This window comes from Bacillus sp. MT(2024) (assembly GCF_036362845.1).
In the GTDB taxonomy this organism is placed as follows: domain Bacteria; phylum Bacillota; class Bacilli; order Bacillales; family Bacillaceae; genus Bacillus; species Bacillus velezensis.
Window position 1 is genome coordinate 3880239 of the sequence record NZ_CP143632.1, and the last position, 19533, is coordinate 3899771.

17 protein-coding genes are annotated in these 19533 nt (G+C 49.0%); 3 read left to right on the forward strand and 14 right to left on the reverse strand.

The annotated features are described in order from the left end of the window. The 14 genes from yxdM to iolA form a co-directional block, all read right to left on the reverse strand. Positions 1-1869, reverse strand: a complete 1869-nt coding sequence (yxdM, locus tag VP472_RS19315; RefSeq protein ID WP_146275889.1) for an ABC transporter permease YxdM — start codon at positions 1867-1869, stop codon at positions 1-3. Continuing rightward, positions 1844-2617: an ABC transporter ATP-binding protein YxdL gene (gene yxdL / locus VP472_RS19320; RefSeq protein ID WP_146275891.1), complete on the reverse strand. Its 774-nt coding sequence runs from the start codon at positions 2615-2617 to the stop codon at positions 1844-1846. Before yxdL ends, yxdM begins: the two co-directional genes overlap by 26 nt. A gap of 144 nt (positions 2618-2761) precedes the next feature. Beyond that, the gene (gene yxdK / locus VP472_RS19325) at positions 2762-3739 is read right to left on the reverse strand and encodes a two-component system sensor histidine kinase YxdK (protein ID WP_146275893.1); all 978 of its coding nucleotides are present in this window, start codon (positions 3737-3739) and stop codon (positions 2762-2764) included. Then, positions 3736-4425, reverse strand: a complete 690-nt coding sequence (gene yxdJ / locus VP472_RS19330) for a two-component system response regulator YxdJ (RefSeq protein ID WP_017418546.1) — start codon at positions 4423-4425, stop codon at positions 3736-3738. The genes yxdK and yxdJ overlap by 4 nt, the downstream gene beginning before the upstream one ends. Before the next feature lie 107 nt (positions 4426-4532). Then, positions 4533-5405 carry a 6-phospho-5-dehydro-2-deoxy-D-gluconate aldolase gene (iolJ, locus tag VP472_RS19335; protein WP_146275895.1) on the reverse strand — a complete coding sequence of 291 codons (873 nt, stop codon included), beginning with the start codon at positions 5403-5405 and terminating at the stop codon, positions 4533-4535. A 2-nt stretch (positions 5406-5407) separates the two neighbouring features. Beyond that, a complete protein-coding gene (gene iolI / locus VP472_RS19340) occupies positions 5408-6250 on the reverse strand; it encodes a 2-keto-myo-inositol isomerase (protein WP_007407832.1) in 843 nt (280 codons plus the stop codon). Between the two features lie 87 nt (positions 6251-6337). Beyond that, a complete protein-coding gene (locus VP472_RS19345; RefSeq protein WP_146275897.1) occupies positions 6338-7207 on the reverse strand; it encodes a sugar phosphate isomerase/epimerase family protein in 870 nt (289 codons plus the stop codon). A 19-nt stretch (positions 7208-7226) separates the two neighbouring features. Then, the gene (locus VP472_RS19350; protein WP_077723071.1) at positions 7227-8261 is read right to left on the reverse strand and encodes a bifunctional inositol 2-dehydrogenase/D-chiro-inositol 1-dehydrogenase; all 1035 of its coding nucleotides are present in this window, start codon (positions 8259-8261) and stop codon (positions 7227-7229) included. A gap of 22 nt (positions 8262-8283) precedes the next feature. Beyond that, complete coding sequence (locus VP472_RS19355) at positions 8284-9579, reverse strand: MFS transporter (protein WP_146275899.1); 1296 nt, start codon at positions 9577-9579, stop codon at positions 8284-8286. Between the two features lie 12 nt (positions 9580-9591). Beyond that, a complete protein-coding gene (gene iolE, locus VP472_RS19360; RefSeq protein ID WP_102422099.1) occupies positions 9592-10488 on the reverse strand; it encodes a myo-inosose-2 dehydratase in 897 nt (298 codons plus the stop codon). 15 nt (positions 10489-10503) lie between these two features. Next, complete coding sequence (iolD, locus tag VP472_RS19365) at positions 10504-12417, reverse strand: 3D-(3,5/4)-trihydroxycyclohexane-1,2-dione acylhydrolase (decyclizing) (RefSeq protein ID WP_076851320.1); 1914 nt, start codon at positions 12415-12417, stop codon at positions 10504-10506. 24 nt (positions 12418-12441) lie between these two features. Further along, a complete protein-coding gene (iolC, locus tag VP472_RS19370; protein WP_070082615.1) occupies positions 12442-13434 on the reverse strand; it encodes a 5-dehydro-2-deoxygluconokinase in 993 nt (330 codons plus the stop codon). Positions 13435-13457: 23 nt separating this feature from the next. Further along, the gene (gene iolB / locus VP472_RS19375; protein ID WP_015387476.1) at positions 13458-14273 is read right to left on the reverse strand and encodes a 5-deoxy-glucuronate isomerase; all 816 of its coding nucleotides are present in this window, start codon (positions 14271-14273) and stop codon (positions 13458-13460) included. A 73-nt stretch (positions 14274-14346) separates the two neighbouring features. Next, positions 14347-15810: a methylmalonate-semialdehyde dehydrogenase gene (gene iolA, locus VP472_RS19380; RefSeq protein WP_014306132.1), complete on the reverse strand. Its 1464-nt coding sequence runs from the start codon at positions 15808-15810 to the stop codon at positions 14347-14349. Positions 15811-16253: 443 nt separating this feature from the next. Here iolA and VP472_RS19385 point away from each other — a divergent pair, with 443 nt between their 5' ends. From VP472_RS19385 to VP472_RS19395, 3 genes are all read left to right on the forward strand, one after another. Beyond that, positions 16254-17009, forward strand: a complete 756-nt coding sequence (locus VP472_RS19385) for a DeoR/GlpR family DNA-binding transcription regulator (RefSeq protein WP_004393223.1) — start codon at positions 16254-16256, stop codon at positions 17007-17009. 77 nt (positions 17010-17086) lie between these two features. Continuing rightward, complete coding sequence (locus VP472_RS19390) at positions 17087-18019, forward strand: aldo/keto reductase (RefSeq protein ID WP_070082618.1); 933 nt, start codon at positions 17087-17089, stop codon at positions 18017-18019. A 118-nt stretch (positions 18020-18137) separates the two neighbouring features. After that, positions 18138-19526: a sugar porter family MFS transporter gene (locus VP472_RS19395; protein ID WP_146275902.1), complete on the forward strand. Its 1389-nt coding sequence runs from the start codon at positions 18138-18140 to the stop codon at positions 19524-19526. Positions 19527-19533: the final 7 nt, after the last annotated feature.

Below are 19533 nucleotides of genomic sequence, written 5' to 3' on the forward strand. Positions count from 1 at the left end.
TTACTTGTTCATTTTTTTCAAATAGCTTGTCCGCACCGCGAGGAAGAACAGAAGCTGAAAGATGAAAAACCCTCCGATGGTCAGACTGAGCGGCCCCGCTACATCGGAATAGCCTTCCATCGCCAATGTTCTCAAAGCAAACAGCGTATGCATGACGGCAATGACGAAAGGAAAGAAAAAGAGAATCGCCAATTGTATCGTCACGCTTTGTGCCATTTCACGCTCACTCAGACCGATTTTGGCCAATGAACGGTAGCGCTCCCGGTCCTCATCTAAATCGGTGAACAGCCTGAAATATAAGAAACTCGCTGCCGCGACAAAGAAGACGATCGCGATAAACAGGCCGATGAATAAACTCAGGCTCGGCAGCTGCACCGTATCATAGTACGTCCCGGCTTTTGCCATAAAATCAGAATGCACGTCGATATAGTTGCCGTAAATCTCATTTTTCAAGGATTGGCTGATCCCAAGACTGTCTTTCCAATGATCATAGCTGTAGCCGTATAATGACGCTTTCTCACCGAGTGATTTCAGCTGATCAAAGGTTTGATCGTTCACCGCGATGATGGCATTCAGTGAAATCAGCGGTTTTTTGACTTCTTTTACCGTCAGTTTTTGGTCAGACGGCTTGCCTTTTTGGTTCAGCAGCTTCAGCTGATCCGGCGCGTCGTTTTTGAAATTGCGGTCATACGTGCCCGGGAAATAGACAGCCTCATTATGTTTCAGCCCGTTCAGCTTGACATGGAAGTATGTTGACACATCCGATTCGCTGATCATGTAAACAGGCGGAACAGTACCTCCTTCCTGATAGCGGACATAGGAAACATTTATTTTGTCTTTCTTATACGTAAAGCCGTGTGTTTTCAGTTCATGATCAATATCTTTCAAATGAGTCTGTTCTTTCGGGTTATTGCTGAAAGATAAATACTCCATCTCATAGGCGGACTCTTCCGCCCCGACGGTCGATTTGTACATCGCGAGCACGCCCGTCGCCGTAAAGGCAACCGCGGAAATAATGCTGACGATAAAGAACAGGCGGGCGTTGTCTTTTAAACGATAAACAAGATCAGAAACCCAAATGACGTTTTTCCCGCGCAGATAAAAGGTTTTCCACTTCTTCAGCGCGCGCAGAATCCAGATGCTGCTTTGGCTGAAAAAGAAATACGTGCCGATGACGGTAAGCAGTAAAATGATGAACGGCTCGGTCCCGTGGACATTGCCTTTCAGAACCATGCCGTACCCGCCGCACAGGCAGGCGATGCCGAATAAGGACAGAAGCACGGACGGCTTCGGCTCCGGCTTGATCTTGTCAGTGCCCTTTATTAATTTGATCACCGTATTTGATCTGACAAAAAGGATCGTGAACTGCGATAAAAGGAAAAATAAGAGCAGAAATCCGCCGGCCGTAATGCCGAGCGCTTTCCAAGGCATGTACAGAGGCAGCGCGTCCATTTCTAAAATATAAGCGCCGACCGTAAAGAACGTTTTCGAAAAAATGAAGCCTCCGATAATCCCCGCTGCGATCGACATGACGCCGATGATCATGTTTTCCGCCGTAATGAGCTTTCTCAGCTGCACCGGCGTAATACCCTGCATCAGCAGAATACCGAATTCTTTATTTCTCGATTTCAAAAATGCGTTAACCGAATACAGAACAAATAAGAAAGAAAAAACAAAGATCATCCATTCCGCGGCGGTTAAGCCTTTTTTGGCGATGTTATTCAGGTAGCCTTCCTTTAGTGCCGGATGAAACAGGAACATCGCAAAGGTAAAGAAAATCAAAACGGAAAAGGCGCTGCTCAAGAAGAATGCAAGATAGGCCCTTTTGTTTCTCGTGACGTTTTTATAAGCGAACTGAAGAAAGGTCATTTGCGTTTCCCCCCAGCATAGACAGCACATCAAGAATCTGCTCATAAAAGACTTGGCGGTTTTCCCCGCGGTAAATCTCATTAAACAGTTCGCCGTCTTTTATAAAGATGACGCGGCGGCAGTAGCTTGCCGCAACCGGATCGTGGGTCACCATCAAAGCCGTGACATGATCATCCTGATTCAGGCTCTGCATCGTTTCCATGACATCTTTTGACGCTTTGGAATCAAGGTTTCCCGTCGGTTCATCAGCCAGAATAAGTGACGGCTTATGAATGACCGCTCTTGCGATGGCGGCCCGCTGGCGCTGTCCGCCGGATACTTCAAACGTCCGTTTGCTGAGCAGGTCTTCGATTCCGAGCTTTGCCGCGATGCCGTGCAGTTTTTCTTCCATGACAGATGGCGCTTCTTTTTCAAGCGTTAACGGCAGCATGATATTTTCACCGATTGTCAGCGTGTCCAGGAGGTTGAAATCCTGAAACACAAACCCGAGCTGCTTTCGGCGGAAATGAGCGAGCTTTGTCCGCTTCAGCCGGTGCGGGTTTTCTCCGTGAATCAGGATATCGCCTGAATCCGGCCGGTCGATCGTTGAAATGATATTCAAAAGTGTTGTTTTTCCGGAGCCGGACGGTCCCATCACCGCCGTGAACCCGCCTTCTTCTATTGAAAATGAAATTTGTTTTAAAGCTTGATAGGATACTTGTCCTTTATAGGTTTTATTTATATGTTTGACTTCAAGCATATTCGCCATGAGAATCCTCCTTATGGTTTTATTCTTGTTGATCTGGGCTGCTTTCATGTAGTGCCGGGGCATTCAGCATAAAAAATCCCCTTGACGTAAATCCATGTTATCAAGGGGAAACAGAATGAGCTATGTTGTTTTCTTAACGCAGTCTTACATTTTTGTAAGAAATGAAAATCGGACCGAAGTCCCTTCACCGGGGGACGAGCTGATGTCCACCGTATGATTGAGCTTGCCCGTAATTTCTTTGACGAGATGGAGGCCGATTCCCGTAGATTCTTGGAAACGCCGCCCGTTTTCGCCGGTGTAATAAGGGTCAAACACCCGCTTGATATCTTGCGAGGGAATGCCGACACCGTAATCTTTGACATCAAGCACCGTCCTGTCTTCATCGCGGAAGACATTCAGCTCCAGTCTGTCACTCTTGCCTGCCGAATATTTGACCGCATTTGTGACGACTTGGCCGATCGCAAATTTGAGCCATTTGGCATCGGTGTAAATCTGATGATCATCGCGAATATCCATTTTCGGATAGACGCGGTACTGAATAAAAAATCGTTTATAGCTTTGAATGACCGATTGGAGAAGCTCTGATAAGGAAACCGCTTCGACTTTAAAATCCCGCTCAAACAGGTCAAGCCTTGATGAATAAAGGAGCGTCTCCAGCCCGAATTCAATCTGCCGGACCTCTTTTTTGATTTGTTCAAAGACGGGCTCATCCTCTTCCTGAATGATTAAATTAATGACCGACAGCGGCGTTTTTACTTGGTGCACCCATTGATTCATATACGTCACCCGCGCGTCGAGTTTGGCTTCGGTTTCATGGAGCTTCTGGTGCTGTAGCCGGGTCAGCTCCATCTGCTTTTCATACAGCTCTGAACAGAACACTGAAGAACCGAGATACGGGATGTCCGTCCCTTCCTGCTCCGAGCTGAGCCAATGATACACACCGCGGTCTTTGTACCAGCGATAGGCAAGATACCCCGCCAAAATAAGAAGCTGCACGCCCAATATGTAAAACAGGTGGGAAAAAGAATGGAGACCCGCAAACCAGTAATAAAAGAAGACAAACAGCCCTTGAAGGAGAAAAAGCAGAATCAGCACGGCTTGAGACCGGAGAAACAGCTTCATGACAGCGCCCTCAGCTGGTAGCCTTCGCCCCGCACCGATTCAATGGAAACAGGCGCGTTCAGCTCCCGCAGTTTTTTTCTGAGCCGCGTGATATACACGTTAAGCGTATTATCATCGACGAAAATGTCGGTGTCCCACGTTTTTTCCATGAGCCGGTCCCGACCCGTCACCTTTTCTCCCCGCTCCAGCAGCACTTCCAAAAGCTTGCTTTCTTTTTTAGAAAGCAAGCTTTTTTCGTCCTGAAAGCGCAGTTCAAACCGTTCCACAAAGAGCTGCACACCGGCATATTCAACCACTTTCTCACCCTGCTTGGCGGCGTACTCTCCGTATGCCCTGCGGATCTGGCTTTTGATTTTCGCCAGCACAATATCGTAGGAAAACGGTTTTTCGATATAATCATCTCCGCCGTTTTCAATCGCCATCACCTGATCCATTTCCCCGCTTCTGGCTGAGATGAAAATGATCGGGCTTGTGGAGTGCTGGCGGATCTGGCGGCACCAATAATAGCCGTCATAAGACGGCAGGTTGATATCAAGCAGCACCACATCAGGCTTTTCCCGCAAAAAGACATCAAGAACAGCCGTGAAATCCGCAGCGGCCACGGTTTGATATCCGTATTTTTCAAGGTAATTCTGCAATAGTCCGCGAATGTCTTCACTATCTTCCACAATCATGATTTTATTCAAACTGAACCACTCCCGTTTCTTACGCTGCTGCCATCATCATAATCGTTTCGGGCGTACGGACGCAACACCGCACAAAAAAACCGCCATCTTGGCGGTTTCCGTTTTCATCAGCCGACCTGCTGTTTTACGGCTTTACCGGCTGATCCGAACTCTCTCATTTTGCTTCGCACCGTCTCTTCCACGGCTTCAATGCCGGGTGTCATGTAGCCGCGCGGTTCGTACAGATCGCCGTTTTCCTGAAACATGCGTCGTGTTTCGTCTGTCCAGGCTACCATACATTCCGTGTTGATATTGATTTTCGCGTGGCCGAGCGTGATGGCTTTTTTGATCTGATCCTGCGGAATCCCGGATGCTCCGTGGAGAACGAGGGGAATATCAGTCATGCGGGAGATAGCCGCCATTTCTTTAAATCCGAGATTGGGCTCGCCCTGATATTTGCCGTGGACGGAGCCGAGGGCGGCGGCCAGAGCGTCGATATTGGTTTCTTTCACGATCCGTTTACATTCGGCGATATCGGCATAGCGGACCCCGCCGACCAGCCCGTCTTCCATGCCGCCGACCGTGCCGACTTCTGCTTCTACTGAGACGCCGTGCTTTGCGGCATAATCGGTGACTTCTTTTGTCATCGCGATGTTCTCATCAATCGGATGATGGGAGCCGTCAATCATCACTGAGCTGAATCCGGCGTCAATGGCCTGTCTGCAGCGTTCCGCACTGCTTCCGTGATCAAGATGGAGCACGATGGGAACGGTAATCGCCATTTCTTCCATTAACGCGCCGACCATGGCGGCAATTGTTTTAAACCCGCCTAAATAGTCGACCAGACGATCGGAAGCCGCGGCGATGACCGGCGATTGCTCTTTTTGCGCCGCTTGCAGAATCGCCTTCGTCCATTGGAGGCCGTTGATATTAAACTGACCGACTGCATAATGCTCCCGTTTCGCTTCTGCAAGAAGATGTTTCATGGTGACAAAAGCCATGTTCACGCCTCCTTCATGAAGTATTTTGATACGACGGCTTCCGTTGTTTCCTTTGCCGTTTTGATCGTTTCCTCCGCAGTCAGCTTATAATATTCAGGTCTGAACAGCTCTACGGAGACAACATCATTGAATCCGATTTCTTTTAACGCTGACAGATGGGCGTCTAAGTCAATCGCACCCTGCCCAGGCCAGACGCGGTCTTCATCCGTTAAAAAGCCGATCGGAAAGTCTTCTGTATCGTCGATATGATAGATGAAAATTTTCTTTCCGTCCGCCTGCTTCAAGCTCTCAATATTGGAGCCCATCGCGTGGAAATGGAAGCTGTCAAACACCAGTCCGACATTATCGCGGCCGACAGCGTTCACGATGTCATACGCCTGTTCAAATGTATTGACCGTGCATTGCGGGTGGCCGACAAATTCAAGGGCAATGTTTACGCCGTACGGCTCCGCGATGTCCGAAAGCTCAGTCAGCACCTCTATGCTGCTCTTTTTGATCTCTTCTTTCAAGATTTTCCGCTCTGTCACAAGCGGCACGGCCACCACATATTTCACGCCGAGCGTCCTGCAGGTTTCCATCATGCTTTTGAATTCCGAAATGATCTCCCTATAGCCCTTCTCATCACGGTTGTTGAAGAAAACCAGTGCGTTCAGGGCAAGCGGTTTAATGTGATGGGTTCGAAAATATTCCGCCAGATCGGCCAGTGAATGGTCTTTTAAGTATTCCGGCAGCTTATCCATTGTGCGGATTTCAATATAATCATAGCCGTGCTTTTCGCACAGTTCTAAATCCTGTTTCAGGTTTGAATTCTCCAGCGTAGTCGCTTCATTAAAGCAAAGTTTCATGTCAGCCTCTCCCATCCGCATTTTCGATATGAAGGGAGTCCGGCTGGAGGGCATTTTTACTCCGATCCGCCGAACTCCATACTCAGCTTATGCCATACCCAGTTCTTCTTTTAATTTCTTAAGCATGATCCGGCTTGATTCATCCGCTCTTTCGCCGACCCAAGCAAACACGGCGTTCGTTGCAATTCCGTCGAATTTCATCTCTCTCATCTTTCTGAAAATCGTCTCAAAATCGACCTCGCCTTGCCCGATATCCAAATGCTGGTGCACCGTTACTTTCGCGTCAGGCGGATTGACGATGTAACGCAGGCCGTGCGCCGCTTTATGATTAAAAGTATCTGCAAATAAAACATGCGTGAGGCGGTCGCCGGCTTCATCAAACATGGTTTCGATATCGCCTTTGCCGTCATCATAGAAGAACGTATGCGCAGTCGAGTAGACAAGGTTGATCCAATCCTTATCGAGCGCGCGGATCATATCCATCGCACCTTTGTGCGTTTCGATAAAATCGTATGGATGGGCTTGAAGGTTGAGTTTAACGCCTTCTTTTTCAAAGACGGGCAGCAGCTCATCCATGGATTTGATGAATTTTTCTTCACTTGTCAACGGATCATACTTTGAACCGCTGAATTCACTGTTCATCAAATCCACTTCAAGTTCAACCGCAATTTCGATCGCCCGTTTCCAGTTGCGCACGGCGGCCTGGCGGCGGTCTTCATCAGGACCCGCCCAGTGGTAAAGCGGAAGAAGAGAGGACAGCTTCACACCTGTATCCTTTAAAAGGCGCTTCAATTGTTTGATTTTTGCTGAATCGACTTTCGGATATTTGTAGAAAGGACAAAAATCCTCACGCGGGGACAGTTCGATATATTCGTATCCGAGTTCCGCCGTTTTATAGACCATTTCCTCTAACGTTAAATCATCGCGGTACATGGATGGATCTAAGGCCAGTCTCATTGCTTTCACTCCAAATCTATTATTTGTTCACAGTCGTAAATGATTGATAGAATGCCGGTTTCTCTTGCAACACCACTGGCTCTTTCTGTCCGGATTCCTGAGCTTTTACGCACGCGTCTGTTGTCACCGCGGCAATATAACCGTCCCATGCCGTCGGACCGCTGACTTCGCCTTTTTTCCGGATCGAATCAATGAAGTCCTGAATTTCCACATCATACGCAGCCACAAATCGGCGCTGCCAGTCCATCAGAATATCGGTGCTGAATTTCCCTTCTTTTCTCAAGCTGATGCTTGACGGTTCCGGAAGCTTGATAACGCCGTCTTCCCCGACGATTTCACATTGAATGTCATAGCCGTATTTACAGTTCACGTAGATTTCTGCATTGATGACGATGCCGCCTTTTGTTTCGATGATGACCATCTGCGGATCTTTCAGATGTGGCAGCGCATTTTTTGATTTCTTCGGATAGATGACCTGTACGAATTCATAGTCGTCATTGACAAGCCAGTGGAGGACATCAATTTCATGAACGAGCGTATCGACGACGGCCATGTCCGTTGAATAATTCGATGCGACTGTCGGGTTGCGGTGCGCACAGTGAATCATCAGCGGCTCGCCGACCGCACGGTTGTCGATCGCTTCTTTCAGCTGAACGTAACCGCTGTCATATCTGCGCATGAAACCTACCTGCACCAATCGTTTTCCCGTCTTCATTTCTTCCTCGACAATGCGCATACAGCCTTCTGCCGTTGTCGCAAGCGGCTTTTCACAAAACACGTGCTTGCCGTGCTGAATCGCTTTCAACACGCTGGATTCGTGAGCCGGGCCCCAGCTTGTCACTAAGACGGCATCCACATTTTCAGCAGCGAGGAGGCTGTCGTCATCAGGATAAACGGAGGCATTCAAATTGAAATGCTGAACGGTCTGCTGCGCGGCCTCCTCATTCACATCTGTGACAGCGGTAATTTCCGCTCCGGACAGCTTATTTGTGATGCGGTTGATGTGCTCTTTTCCGATAGCACCGGTTCCGATAACACCTATACGTAAATTCATTGATCGCCACTCCTTCTGATAATCAAATAATGGTTCTCGTCTTTTTTTTCCCGCTGCCGTCCTGAGGAGCACCGTACAGTTCCTCCTGTATCTGTTCAAGCGACTTGCCGGACGTATTCGGTGCGAAAACAAGCCCGATGATCATACTGGCCGTCACACATATGAGCAGAATACCGGCCATAAAACCGATGCCGAATTGTGACATGATGACCGGCACAAATAAACTCCAAATGCCGATTGAAATACGGACGAGAAAGAACATGAGCCCTTGTGCTGACGCTCTGTGTTCTGTCGGGAACAGCTCGCTTGCCCACAGCTGGTAGTTCGCCTGCTGGCCGGCTCCGTTATTGATGCCGATCGCTAAAACAAACAAAAGCAGCATCGGGAGCCCCTGAAACGGCAGCAAAAACAGCGACCAGCCGACAACAGCCATAAAGGCGCAGATTCCGAACACCGTTTTCCGATATTGATCTGCAAAAGGCATGAAGATACAGGCGACGCCGAGACCGGTGAAGATAAACAGGGCCATCTGCAGAATGTTGGCCGTATTTGCGGATACGCCGCCGACCTGCTGGTAGATGTACGGCATAAAGAATCCCATGACGCCCGCGGCGAGATTCCATACGAGAAACACACCCATTAAAAACAAAATGTTCTTGAAAAATTTCGGCTGAAGCAAGTCAAAATAAGATGTTTTTTTCACGGCGGCAGGGCGCTCTTCACTGTTTTTCCAGGCATCCGACTCAGGTAAACGCTTTCTTATCACATATGTGATCAGGGCGATCACCAATAGATGCGCAAAGACAATTTTATTTCCTAAAAGCCCGAGGTCACCGACCAAAACGGATAACAGCAGGACCACAACGGCTCCTGCGGCCCACGCCACCTGCGCCACTCCGCAATGCCTCGCCCGGTTTTTTTCGGGGGCGTTTTCCGCGATAATGGTCCATGAAGCCGTAATATCCGCGCCTACAGAAATCCCGATAATCATGTATCCGCATAACAGCATGGGAAAGTTGAATCCAAACAAAACCAAACAAATTCCTAAAGCGTAGACGAGCATACTGTTTGTATATACAGCTTTTCGGCCGACCTTATCAGCCAAATACCCGCCGAGCAGCGCTCCGATGGCCGCTGATATCGCGTTTGCGCTGAAGGCGCCGAGCAATCCGATCTGACTGTCGGACAGCTTCAAATAGCTGACCCACATAGATAAACCCGCTGATCCTGCCACGATGGAACCTGCATCAATGTAATTTGCTAATGCTGCGGCGATGGTCCGTTTGCTGAAAGCTGATTCCGCCTTGGCACGATTCATATAAGTCCCCCTCTAATTTGCAGGATCAAGCAGTTCACTGTCGATGTACTTTCTCGCAATCAGCGCGTACTCAAGCGGATTGGCGACTGCCGGGTCTTGTTCGGCTTCAATGACGATCCAGCCTGAATAATCATGACGGACGAGCGTTTGGTACACTTCTGTAAAATCGATGCATCCGTCTCCGGGAACCGTAAAAATGCCCTGTAAAAATGACTGCCTGAATGACTTTCCTTCCTGTCTGCACCGCTCCATAATGTCAAACCGCGCGTCCTTGAAATGAACGTGTCTGATCCGATCCATATGCTTGTTGAGAATCGTCATATAGTCTCCGTCCGAGATATAGGCATGGCCGGTATCATAAAGTAAATGGACATACCGCGGGTCCGTTCCATCCATCAGCCGGTCAACTTCTTCCGCCGTCTGGACGCCTGTGCCGAGATGATGATGAAACGTGAGATCCAGCCCGTATTCGTCAGCGATTTTCCCGAGACGGTTCAAGCCTTGGCACAGTGTATCCCATTCTTCATCTGAGAAGTGCGGTTTTTTCTTAAATACATCAATGTCCAAGCCTTGGACACTGTACGTCTGTTCAGAAACGATGGCGGCATCCGCTCCGACTTTCTGCAAATAATCACAGTGTTCTGTAAATTGTTCAGCCGTTTTTTCAATACCGTCTTGAATGATAAAGCTGCTGAACCATTTCCCCGCAATCCGCAAGTTCCGGAGAGCCAGCTCCTTATTGAGGACGGAGGGTTCAGGGAAAAACCCTCCCACTTCCGTACCTTGAAAACCGGCGACAACAATATCGCTTAACAAATGCTGCAGCGTATTCCCGGCTCCGATTTCCGGCATATCGTCATTTCGCCACCCAATGGGAGCGATGCCCCACAAAATATTTTGTTTGCCCATCGTGATGCCTCCCCTCTAATACTGCTTCGCAGACTTCAGCTTCATCTCTTTCGCTTCGTATGCCCGCTGAACGCTTTCCTGCTCCGACACTTCCGCCACGCCGACATGCCACCAGCTGTCATAGCCGTCCGTCATCGTTTTCGGCAGAACCTTCATTTCAATTAAAGTGGATACCTCTTGCGTTTTCGCATCTTCAAGCGCCGCTTTCAGTTCTTCAACCGTATTGGCTCTGTATGTTTTAGCGCCGTAGCCCTCTGCCACCTTCGCGTAATCAACGTTTAAAATCTGATTGTCCTCTGTGCGGAACTCGCAGAAATAGCTGCCGCTCCCGTGATCCATCTGCAGGTTGTTGATACAGCCGAACCCGGAGTTGTCAAAGAGCAGGACATTGATTTTTTTGTTATATTGAAGCGCGGTAATCAGCTCTGAGTGCAGCATCAGAAAGCTTCCGTCGCCGACGAGTGAATAGACTTCTTTGTCGGGATGAGCCAGCTTGAGGCCGAGCGTGCCCGATACTTCATATCCCATGCAGGAATAGCCGTACTCCAGATGGTACGTATTCGGGACATTGGAATGCCACAGCCGCTGCAGATCCCCCGGAAGAGATCCCGCCGAACTGATGACGACGCTGTCTTCAGGAATCGTGTCATTGATGGTCAACAGCGCCGTTGTTTGCGGCAGCTCAGTCTCGAGCGCGTCGGCATACTCGTTTAACACGTCCTGTGAGAAATGGTTTTTAATTTCCGGCTTGAACGCGTCACGTGTAAAAGTGATCTTGCCGAGCCGGTCCCGTTCAGCCAGCCATTCATCTTTCCAATCTTTAATCGCCGTGCCGAATGCACTTTTATATCCGTCTAATAAGCCGTGCAGCCTGCCGAGCGTCACTTTCGCATCGGCTACGACCTGAAACGCGTCAAGCTTGTATGCCTGCATGCGGCTGACGTTGATATTCAAAAATTTTGCTTTGTCAAAATCAAACGCTGTTTTCGAGGATGTCGCAAAGTCCGTGTACCGTGTGCCGACACCGATGATCAGATCAGCCTGGCGGGCGGCTTTGTTTGCGGCGAGTGTGCCCGTGATGCCTATGCCGCCCAGATTGTTGGCGAAATCGGCTTCAACCGTTGACTTGCCGGCCTGCGTTTCGACAAGCGGAATGCCGTATGTTTCAGAAAGCGCGATTAATTCCTCACGCGCGCCGGAGTACTTCGCGCCGCCGCCCACTAAAATGACGGGACGGCTGCTCTCCTTAATTCTCTCCGCGGCGCCTTTCAGCTCACGCTCGCTAGGCTGCATCCGGTCAATGTAATGAACGCGTTTTTCAAAGAAGCTTTCATCAAAATCAAATGCTTCTCCCTCTACATCCTGAGAAATACAGATGGTGGCCGGGCCCGCTTTTGCCGGATCTGTCATCACTTCAAATGCCCGGATTAAGCTGCTCATCAGCTGCTCAGGTCGGGTGATGCGGTCCCAATAGCGGGACACGGGCTTTAACGCATCGTTTGTTGTGACGGCGGCGCTGTATTCCTGCTCCACCTGCTGAAGCACCGGGTCAGGCTGCCTCGTTGCAAAGGTATCGGCCGGAAGCAGCAGCACCGGAATATGATTGGCCAGCGCCGTACCCGCGGCAGCTGTCAAGTTAGCGGCACCCGGACCGACCGATGTCGATACCGCGTAAATTTTTCTTCTCAGCATCTGCTTGCTGTATGCCATCGCGGCATGCGCCATGCCTTGTTCGTTTTTGCCTTGATAGACTTTCAGGTGCCCGGCGTCCTGCTCGAGCGCCTGCCCGATCCCCAACACATTTCCATGGCCGAAAATCGTGAAGATGCCCTCAACGAACGGCTCTTCTTTTCCGTCAACATGAATGTACTGCCGGTTCAAGAATTGAATCAGCGCTTGTGCTGTCGTTAAGCGAATGGTCTTACCCACAAACGATCCCACCTTTTATACGTTCTATTTACCGTTAAGACTGTGCTGCGCTTCAATCAGTTCGATGATTTCACCGGCAGCCGGCATTGCTTCTGAGGAGCTGTGTTTGCTGACGACGATGGAAGCGGAAGCGCTCCCGTATTTTAAAGCCGTTTCAATATCCCGGCCGCTGACCAGTCCGTAGATGAAGGCTGACGCATAGGAATCACCCGCTCCGAAGGTCTTCAGCACCTTTGTTTTATAGGCGTGCGCCCGGAAAACTTCCCCCGATCTGCTGTATGCGTATGATCCGTCAACGCCGTGCTTAATGACGACAAGGTCGGCGGAGTGCGCAAACAAATGGCGGACGGTTTCATCGTTATTTCCGCCGCTGCGGTTTTCCATTACGTCAAATTCGTCACGCGTACCGATGACGATATCGGATTGTTCCGCCACCAGCGTGTAGTACACGGCTGTTTCTTCTGCCGATTGCCATGTATACGGACGGTAGTCGAGCTCAAACACGACTTTTACGCCATGTTTTTTTGCGATTTGCACCGCTTTTAAGATGGCTTCGCGCGACGGACTTTTCGCAAGCGCCGTACCTGATACGAGCAGCATTTTCGCGTTTGCGATGTAGCCTTCATTGACTTCGGACGGCTCTAGATACAAATCCGCCACGTCATCCCGGTACATCAGAATGCTGCACTCTTCGGGACTGAGAATTTCCGTAAAAGCGAGCCCCGCTTTGCGCCCTTCTCTGTCAACGGTCATTTGTGACGTATCAACGCCCTTTTCCTGCATATAAGAAACGATAAATCTGCCGTGCTGGTCATCCGGGATTTTGCCGATAAAACCGGCTTTTAATCCGAGCTTGGCGCTGCCGATCGCAATATTTGCCGGGGAGCCGCCGACATATTTAGAAAACGTCATCGTTTCTTCCATCGGCCGGTTGTATTCCGCCGCGTTCAAATCAATACACGCGCGTCCGATCGCGACAATATCAAACTCTTTTTCTTCATTAAACGTATATTTCATCGTTATCTGCCACTCCTCACTTGTCAGCGTTCCAGAATCCATTCATGGGCCGGATCATTATGAAACTTCCATTTTCGTGTCGGTCCCGCCATTACATTCAGGTAGTAAGAGGTATACCCGTCCGGAACACCAACCGGGTGATAGCCCGCCGGCACGATGACAACGTTTTCATTTTCTGCGGTCATCGTCTCGTCAATCGAGCGGTCGTCCGTGTACACACGCTGGAAGACAAATCCCTGCGGCGGGTCCGTTTCATGGTAATAGGTTTCTTCTAAAAAGGATTCAGCCGGCAGATTGTCTTGGTCATGTTTATGAGGCGGGTAGCTCGACCAGTTGCCGCTGTCCGTGTAAACTTCAACAACGAGAAGGCTGTTTGCCGATGGATCTGAATCGGGGAGAATGTTATGAACGGTTCGTTTGTTTGCCAGCTTGCCGCGATGTTCCACACCGTTGTCTTCCGCTTTAATCAGCTTTGTCGGAAGCTGGTGTTCGGACGGAGAGTAGCACAGCGCGACCCTCGCCCCGCTGACGGCTGTGATTCCAAAAGAGCGGTCATTGGACACATAAACGCTGTCCGTCGGTTTTCTATCAAATACGCTTTCACGGGTGCCGATGCTTTCAAATGTCTGATCATAATCAGTGACGGTAACTTTTCCCGTTACCGCAACGATGCAGCACTCCGTCTTTTTCAAATCTTCTGTATATGTTGAGCCGGGAGCGAGATCAACGACTTTAAATCCGACATATTTGAGGTCTGAATTGGCTGAAGTGACGTCATGTATGATGGTCACACCTTGAGAAATCTCATCGGCCTGCGGTTTGCGCAGCAAATGACTCATGTTTATTCCTCCTTAATGGATGGTAAAAGAAAACCCGGACGGAATCACAAAGCCGTCCGGGCCGGCTGTCTGATCAATTGAAGTCAGGAGACGGGTATCGTGCCGTCACGACTTTTTTACGTGTATAGAAGTCGACGCTGTCTTTTCCGTTTGCGTGCAATGTGCCGAAGAAAGAAGACTTCCAGCCCGAGAACGGGAAGAATGCCATCGGCGCCGGGACGCCAAGGTTGATGCCGAGCATTCCCGCGTCAATATTCTCACGGAAGTAGCGGATCGCGTTCGCATTTGACGTGAACAGGCAGGCGCCGTTCGCAAATTCAGACTGGTTGGCGATGTCAACCGCTTCTTTTAAATTTTTCACACGCATGACCGACAGAACGGGCGCAAAGATCTCATCTTTCCAGATCGTCATATCCGTCGTCACGTTGTCAAAAATCGTCGGTCCGACGAAATAGCCGTCTTCCGTTACATGTTCACGGCCGTCACAAAGCAGTTTCGCTCCTTCTTCGATGCCTTTTTCAATATAGCTGTGCGTGCGGTTTTTGTTGTCCTCGCGGATGACCGGTCCCAAAAATACGCCGTCATCCAGTCCGTTTCCGATCTTGATGTCCGCTGCTTTTTCCTGTAATTTCGCCATAAACTCATCGGCGATTCCCTCTTCAACCGTCACGACCGCGCATGCCATGCAGCGCTCTCCTGCCGAACCGAATGCCGCGCCGATAATGTTTGTGACCGTATCTTCAAGGTGGGCGTCATTTAACACGATCGTATGGTTTTTTGCGCCCGTTAACGCCTGCACGCGTTTCAAATGTTCGCTGCCTTTTTTGAAAACATACTCGCCGACAGGTTTTGAACCGACGAATGAGATGGCTTTAATCTCCGGATGCTCAAGAATGCCGTTTACGACGTCATGCGCGCCGTGCACGACATTGAAGACACCCTTCGGCAGACCGGCCTGTTCAAACAGCTCTGCCAGTTTTTCCGTTAACAGCGGCGTGCGCTCAGAAGGCTTCAGAATGAAAGTGTTTCCTAACGAAATCGCCATCGGAAACATCCAGCACGGGACCATCATCGGGAAGTTGAACGGTGCGATACCGCCGACCACCCCGATCGGATAGCGGTAATTCGCCGCCTCTACATCCGTCGCGATAGAGGCAAGTGAATCGCCCATCATGAGTGACGGCGCTCCCGCTGCGAATTCGACGTTTTCAATTCCGCGTCCCACTTCACCGAGTGCTTCTGTCGTGTTTTTACCGTTTTCCAAAGTGATCAGACGGGCAAGCTCTTCTTTGTTCTGCTGGAGAAGCTGCTGATAGTTAAATAGAATTCTCGCACGGCGCGGCACCGCCGTCTTCGACCATGTTTTAAACGCTTCTGACGCTGAGCGGACGGCGTATTCCACATCCTCCCGTGTAGAAATCGGAACCTGGCACATCACTTCTTTTGTCGCCGGATTGACAACGTCTTCATATTGATCTGTCTTACTTTCAACCCATTCACCATTGATGTAGTTTTTCAGTTTTCTGATCTCTGCCATTCTCATTGCCTCCTTAAATAGTAAACATCCTGTCAGCTGGATAATAACGGATGAATATATTCATCTTTTTCATATAAAAGACATGAATTAAACGCTTACAAATGCTAAAATGATGGTGACTCCCAATCTTTTCATGTAAAAGTTGGTCATGTGCCGGATAAAGCAAACGGTTACATCTTTCACTTTTGATTTTACAGGTTATATTTTGGTCATTTCTTGGTTACATTGTAAGCCCAACACACCTTCAAGTCAATCTAAAAAATCAAAATTTTTTCATTATTTTTATCGTACTTTTTTTGAGCGGGAAAACAGGAACTTGGAGAACCGTGTCGAATCGTACGGTGGGAACCCTCTTTTTTATCATTTGTTAAGTAACTATTGATTAACTCTTGGTGTTTATTATATATTTTAATTACTTTAAGAATTCTAGAAGGAGTTTTTTTATGAAACTGATGCGGATTCAGGAGATGGAAGAATACATTCTCAAACACGGAGCCACTTCGCTGGATGAGCTGTGCGAGGTATTCAACGTCTCTAAAAACACGGTCAGACGCGATATTAATAAGCTTGCGGAAAAAGGGGTGATCAAAAAGGTGTACGGCGGCGTGACGTCAGCAGAAAAATCTGTGCTCGTCCCTTTTGAGAACCGCACCATTCAACATCAGGATGAAAAAATCAAAATCGCCCGCTATGCGTCGCGGTTTATCGAGGATCACGATCTTGTATTTATTGATTCCGGCACGACGACCAAATCGATGCTGGAGACGCTTGATCCGGATAAGAATGTAACGGTGTTGACGAACAGCCTTGATATTATTAACGCCGCTTCATCCATGAAAAATATCGACCTGATCATCATCGGCAATAACTACAAGCGGAAGACAAGGTCGTTTGTCGGCATTGATGATCCGAGCACCCTCAATAAATACAACATTAACAAGGCGTTCATGTCCGCTACAGGGACAACGATCACCCACGGCCTGACGAATTCCGATTTACTGGAATACGAGGTGAAAAAGAAAATTTCCGAAAAGGCGAACGAAGTGTATCTGCTCGCGGATCATTCCAAATTCGGCAAATCCACGCTTTTGACATACGCGCCTTTCGACCGGCTTCACAGCATTGTCACTTCTCAGCAGCTCGATGAGGAATATACGAAGTATTGCCAAGAGCACCAAATCGACATTCACTTGGCATAGCGTTATAGTTAATAGAGAACGCTGCCGTATTTTTCCGGCAGGCGCTATGATATCCAATTTTTTCAGGGGGCGAAAACATGAGCAAAGTAACAATCGGCAAAACTGACCTAAAGGTATTTCCGATCGGTTTGGGAACAAATGCGGTCGGCGGGCACAATCTCTATCCGAATCTGAATGAAGAGACGGGAAAAGAATTGGTCCGGGAAGCGATTAAAAGCGGCGTTACCATGTTAGATACTGCCTATATTTACGGTGTGGGCCGTTCTGAAGAATTGATCGGCGAGGTGCTGAAAGAATATAACCGCGAGGATGTCTTCATCGCCACAAAAGCCGCTCACAGAAAAGAAGGCAATGACTTTGTTTTCGACAACTCACCGGCCTTTTTGAAACAATCAGTCGAAGACAGCCTGAAACGCCTGCAGACTGATTACATCGATTTATTCTACATCCATTTCCCGGATGAGCACACGCCGAAGGACGAAGCCGTTCAAGCATTGAATGAGCTGAAAAAAGAAGGAAAAATCCGTTCCATCGGCGTATCCAATTTCTCTTTGGAGCAGCTGAAAGAAGCCAATAAAGACGGCTTAGTCGACGTGGTTCAAGGAGAATACAACCTGCTGAACCGTGAGGCGGAAAAGACTTTCTTCCCTTATACGACAGAACACGGCATCTCATTCATTCCGTACTTCCCGCTCGTATCCGGACTGCTGGCCGGCAAATACGACGAGAACACAACCTTCCCGGAAGGCGACCTGCGCAATGATCAGGCGCATTTCCAAGGGGAGCAGTTTAAAGAAAACATCAAAAAAGTCAACCAGCTCAAACCGATTGCCGAAAAGCACAATGCCGATACGGCGCATATCGTGCTTGCCTGGTACTTGGCGAGACCTGAAATCGATATCCTGATTCCGGGCGCCAAACGCGCGGATCAATTAAAAGACAACGTGAAAGCAGCCTCCATTACGCTATCTGCTGAAGAAATCGCGTTTATTGATAAGCTGTTTTCATAAGAAAAAAACACGCCTTTTTGAAAGGGCGTGTTTTTTATGTTTATATTTTTCTCTTCGGGGAATGAAATAGTTATCTAAATAAACTATTATGCGTTCCAAAAGATGAGGAGGATCATCTGTGAAGAAAAACACCAAAAAATACCTGATTTACTTTTTCGGAGCATTGGGCGGGCTGCTTTACGGCTATGACACCGGTGTGATTTCAGGGGCTTTGTTATTTATTAACAATGATATTCCTTTAAACACGCTGACCGAGGGATTGGTCGTCAGCATGCTGCTGCTCGGTGCGATTTTCGGGTCCGCCTTAAGCGGGACATGCTCTGACCGATGGGGCCGGAGAAAAGTGGTTTTCGTCCTTTCACTCATTTTTATTATCGGCGCGCTTGCCTGTGCGGCTTCGCAAACCGTCACTATGCTGATTATCTCCCGTGTCATTCTCGGGTTAGCCGTCGGAGGCTCAACGGCGCTGGTTCCCGTTTATCTATCTGAGATGGCGCCGACAAAAATACGCGGAACGCTCGGCACATTGAATAACTTAATGATTGTGACCGGAATTTTACTCGCATATATTGTGAATTACATATTCACCCCGTTTGAAGCTTGGCGCTGGATGGTCGGTCTCGCGGCAGTACCGGCGGCGCTTTTATTAATCGGAATCGCGTTTATGCCGGAATCTCCGAGATGGCTCGTCAAACGCGGCCGTGAGCAGGAAGCCAGACAAGTCATGGAAATGACTCACGACAAAGAGGATATCGCCGTTGAATTGGCGGAAATGAAACAAGGAGAAGCTGAGAAAAAAGAATCTACACTCGGCTTGCTGAAAGCAAAATGGATCCGCCCTATGCTGCTGATCGGGATCGGCCTCGCCATCTTCCAGCAGGCGGTCGGGATCAACACGGTAATTTACTATGCGCCGACCATCTTTACAAAGGCCGGACTCGGCACTTCGGCGTCCGTTCTCGGCACGATGGGCATCGGTGTCTTAAACGTCATCATGTGTATCACCGCCATGATCTTAATTGACCGGATCGGCCGGAAAAAACTGCTGATGTGGGGAAGTGTCGGCATTACCTTGAGCCTGGCGTCACTATCAGCCATTCTCCTTCTGGCCGGCCTGTCAGCTTCAACAGCTTGGCTGACCGTGCTGTTTCTCGGAATCTATATCGTCTTTTATCAGGCGACATGGGGTCCCGTCGTATGGGTCCTGATGCCGGAGCTGTTCCCGTCAAACGCACGCGGAGCCGCAACCGGATTTACGACATTGATTCTGTCGGCAACAAACCTGGTCGTTTCACTGGTATTCCCGCTTATGCTGAGCGCCATGGGCATCGGCTGGGTATTCGGAATATTCTCAGTCATCTGCCTCACATCCTTCTTCTTCGCCGCTTACATCGTTCCTGAAACGAAGGGCAAAAGTTTAGAAGAAATCGAAACGCACTTGAAAAAACGGTTCTCCTTAAAGAAGCGCAGCAAACAAAATCAAATTCTTAAACAGCGCACACTGTAATCAAAAA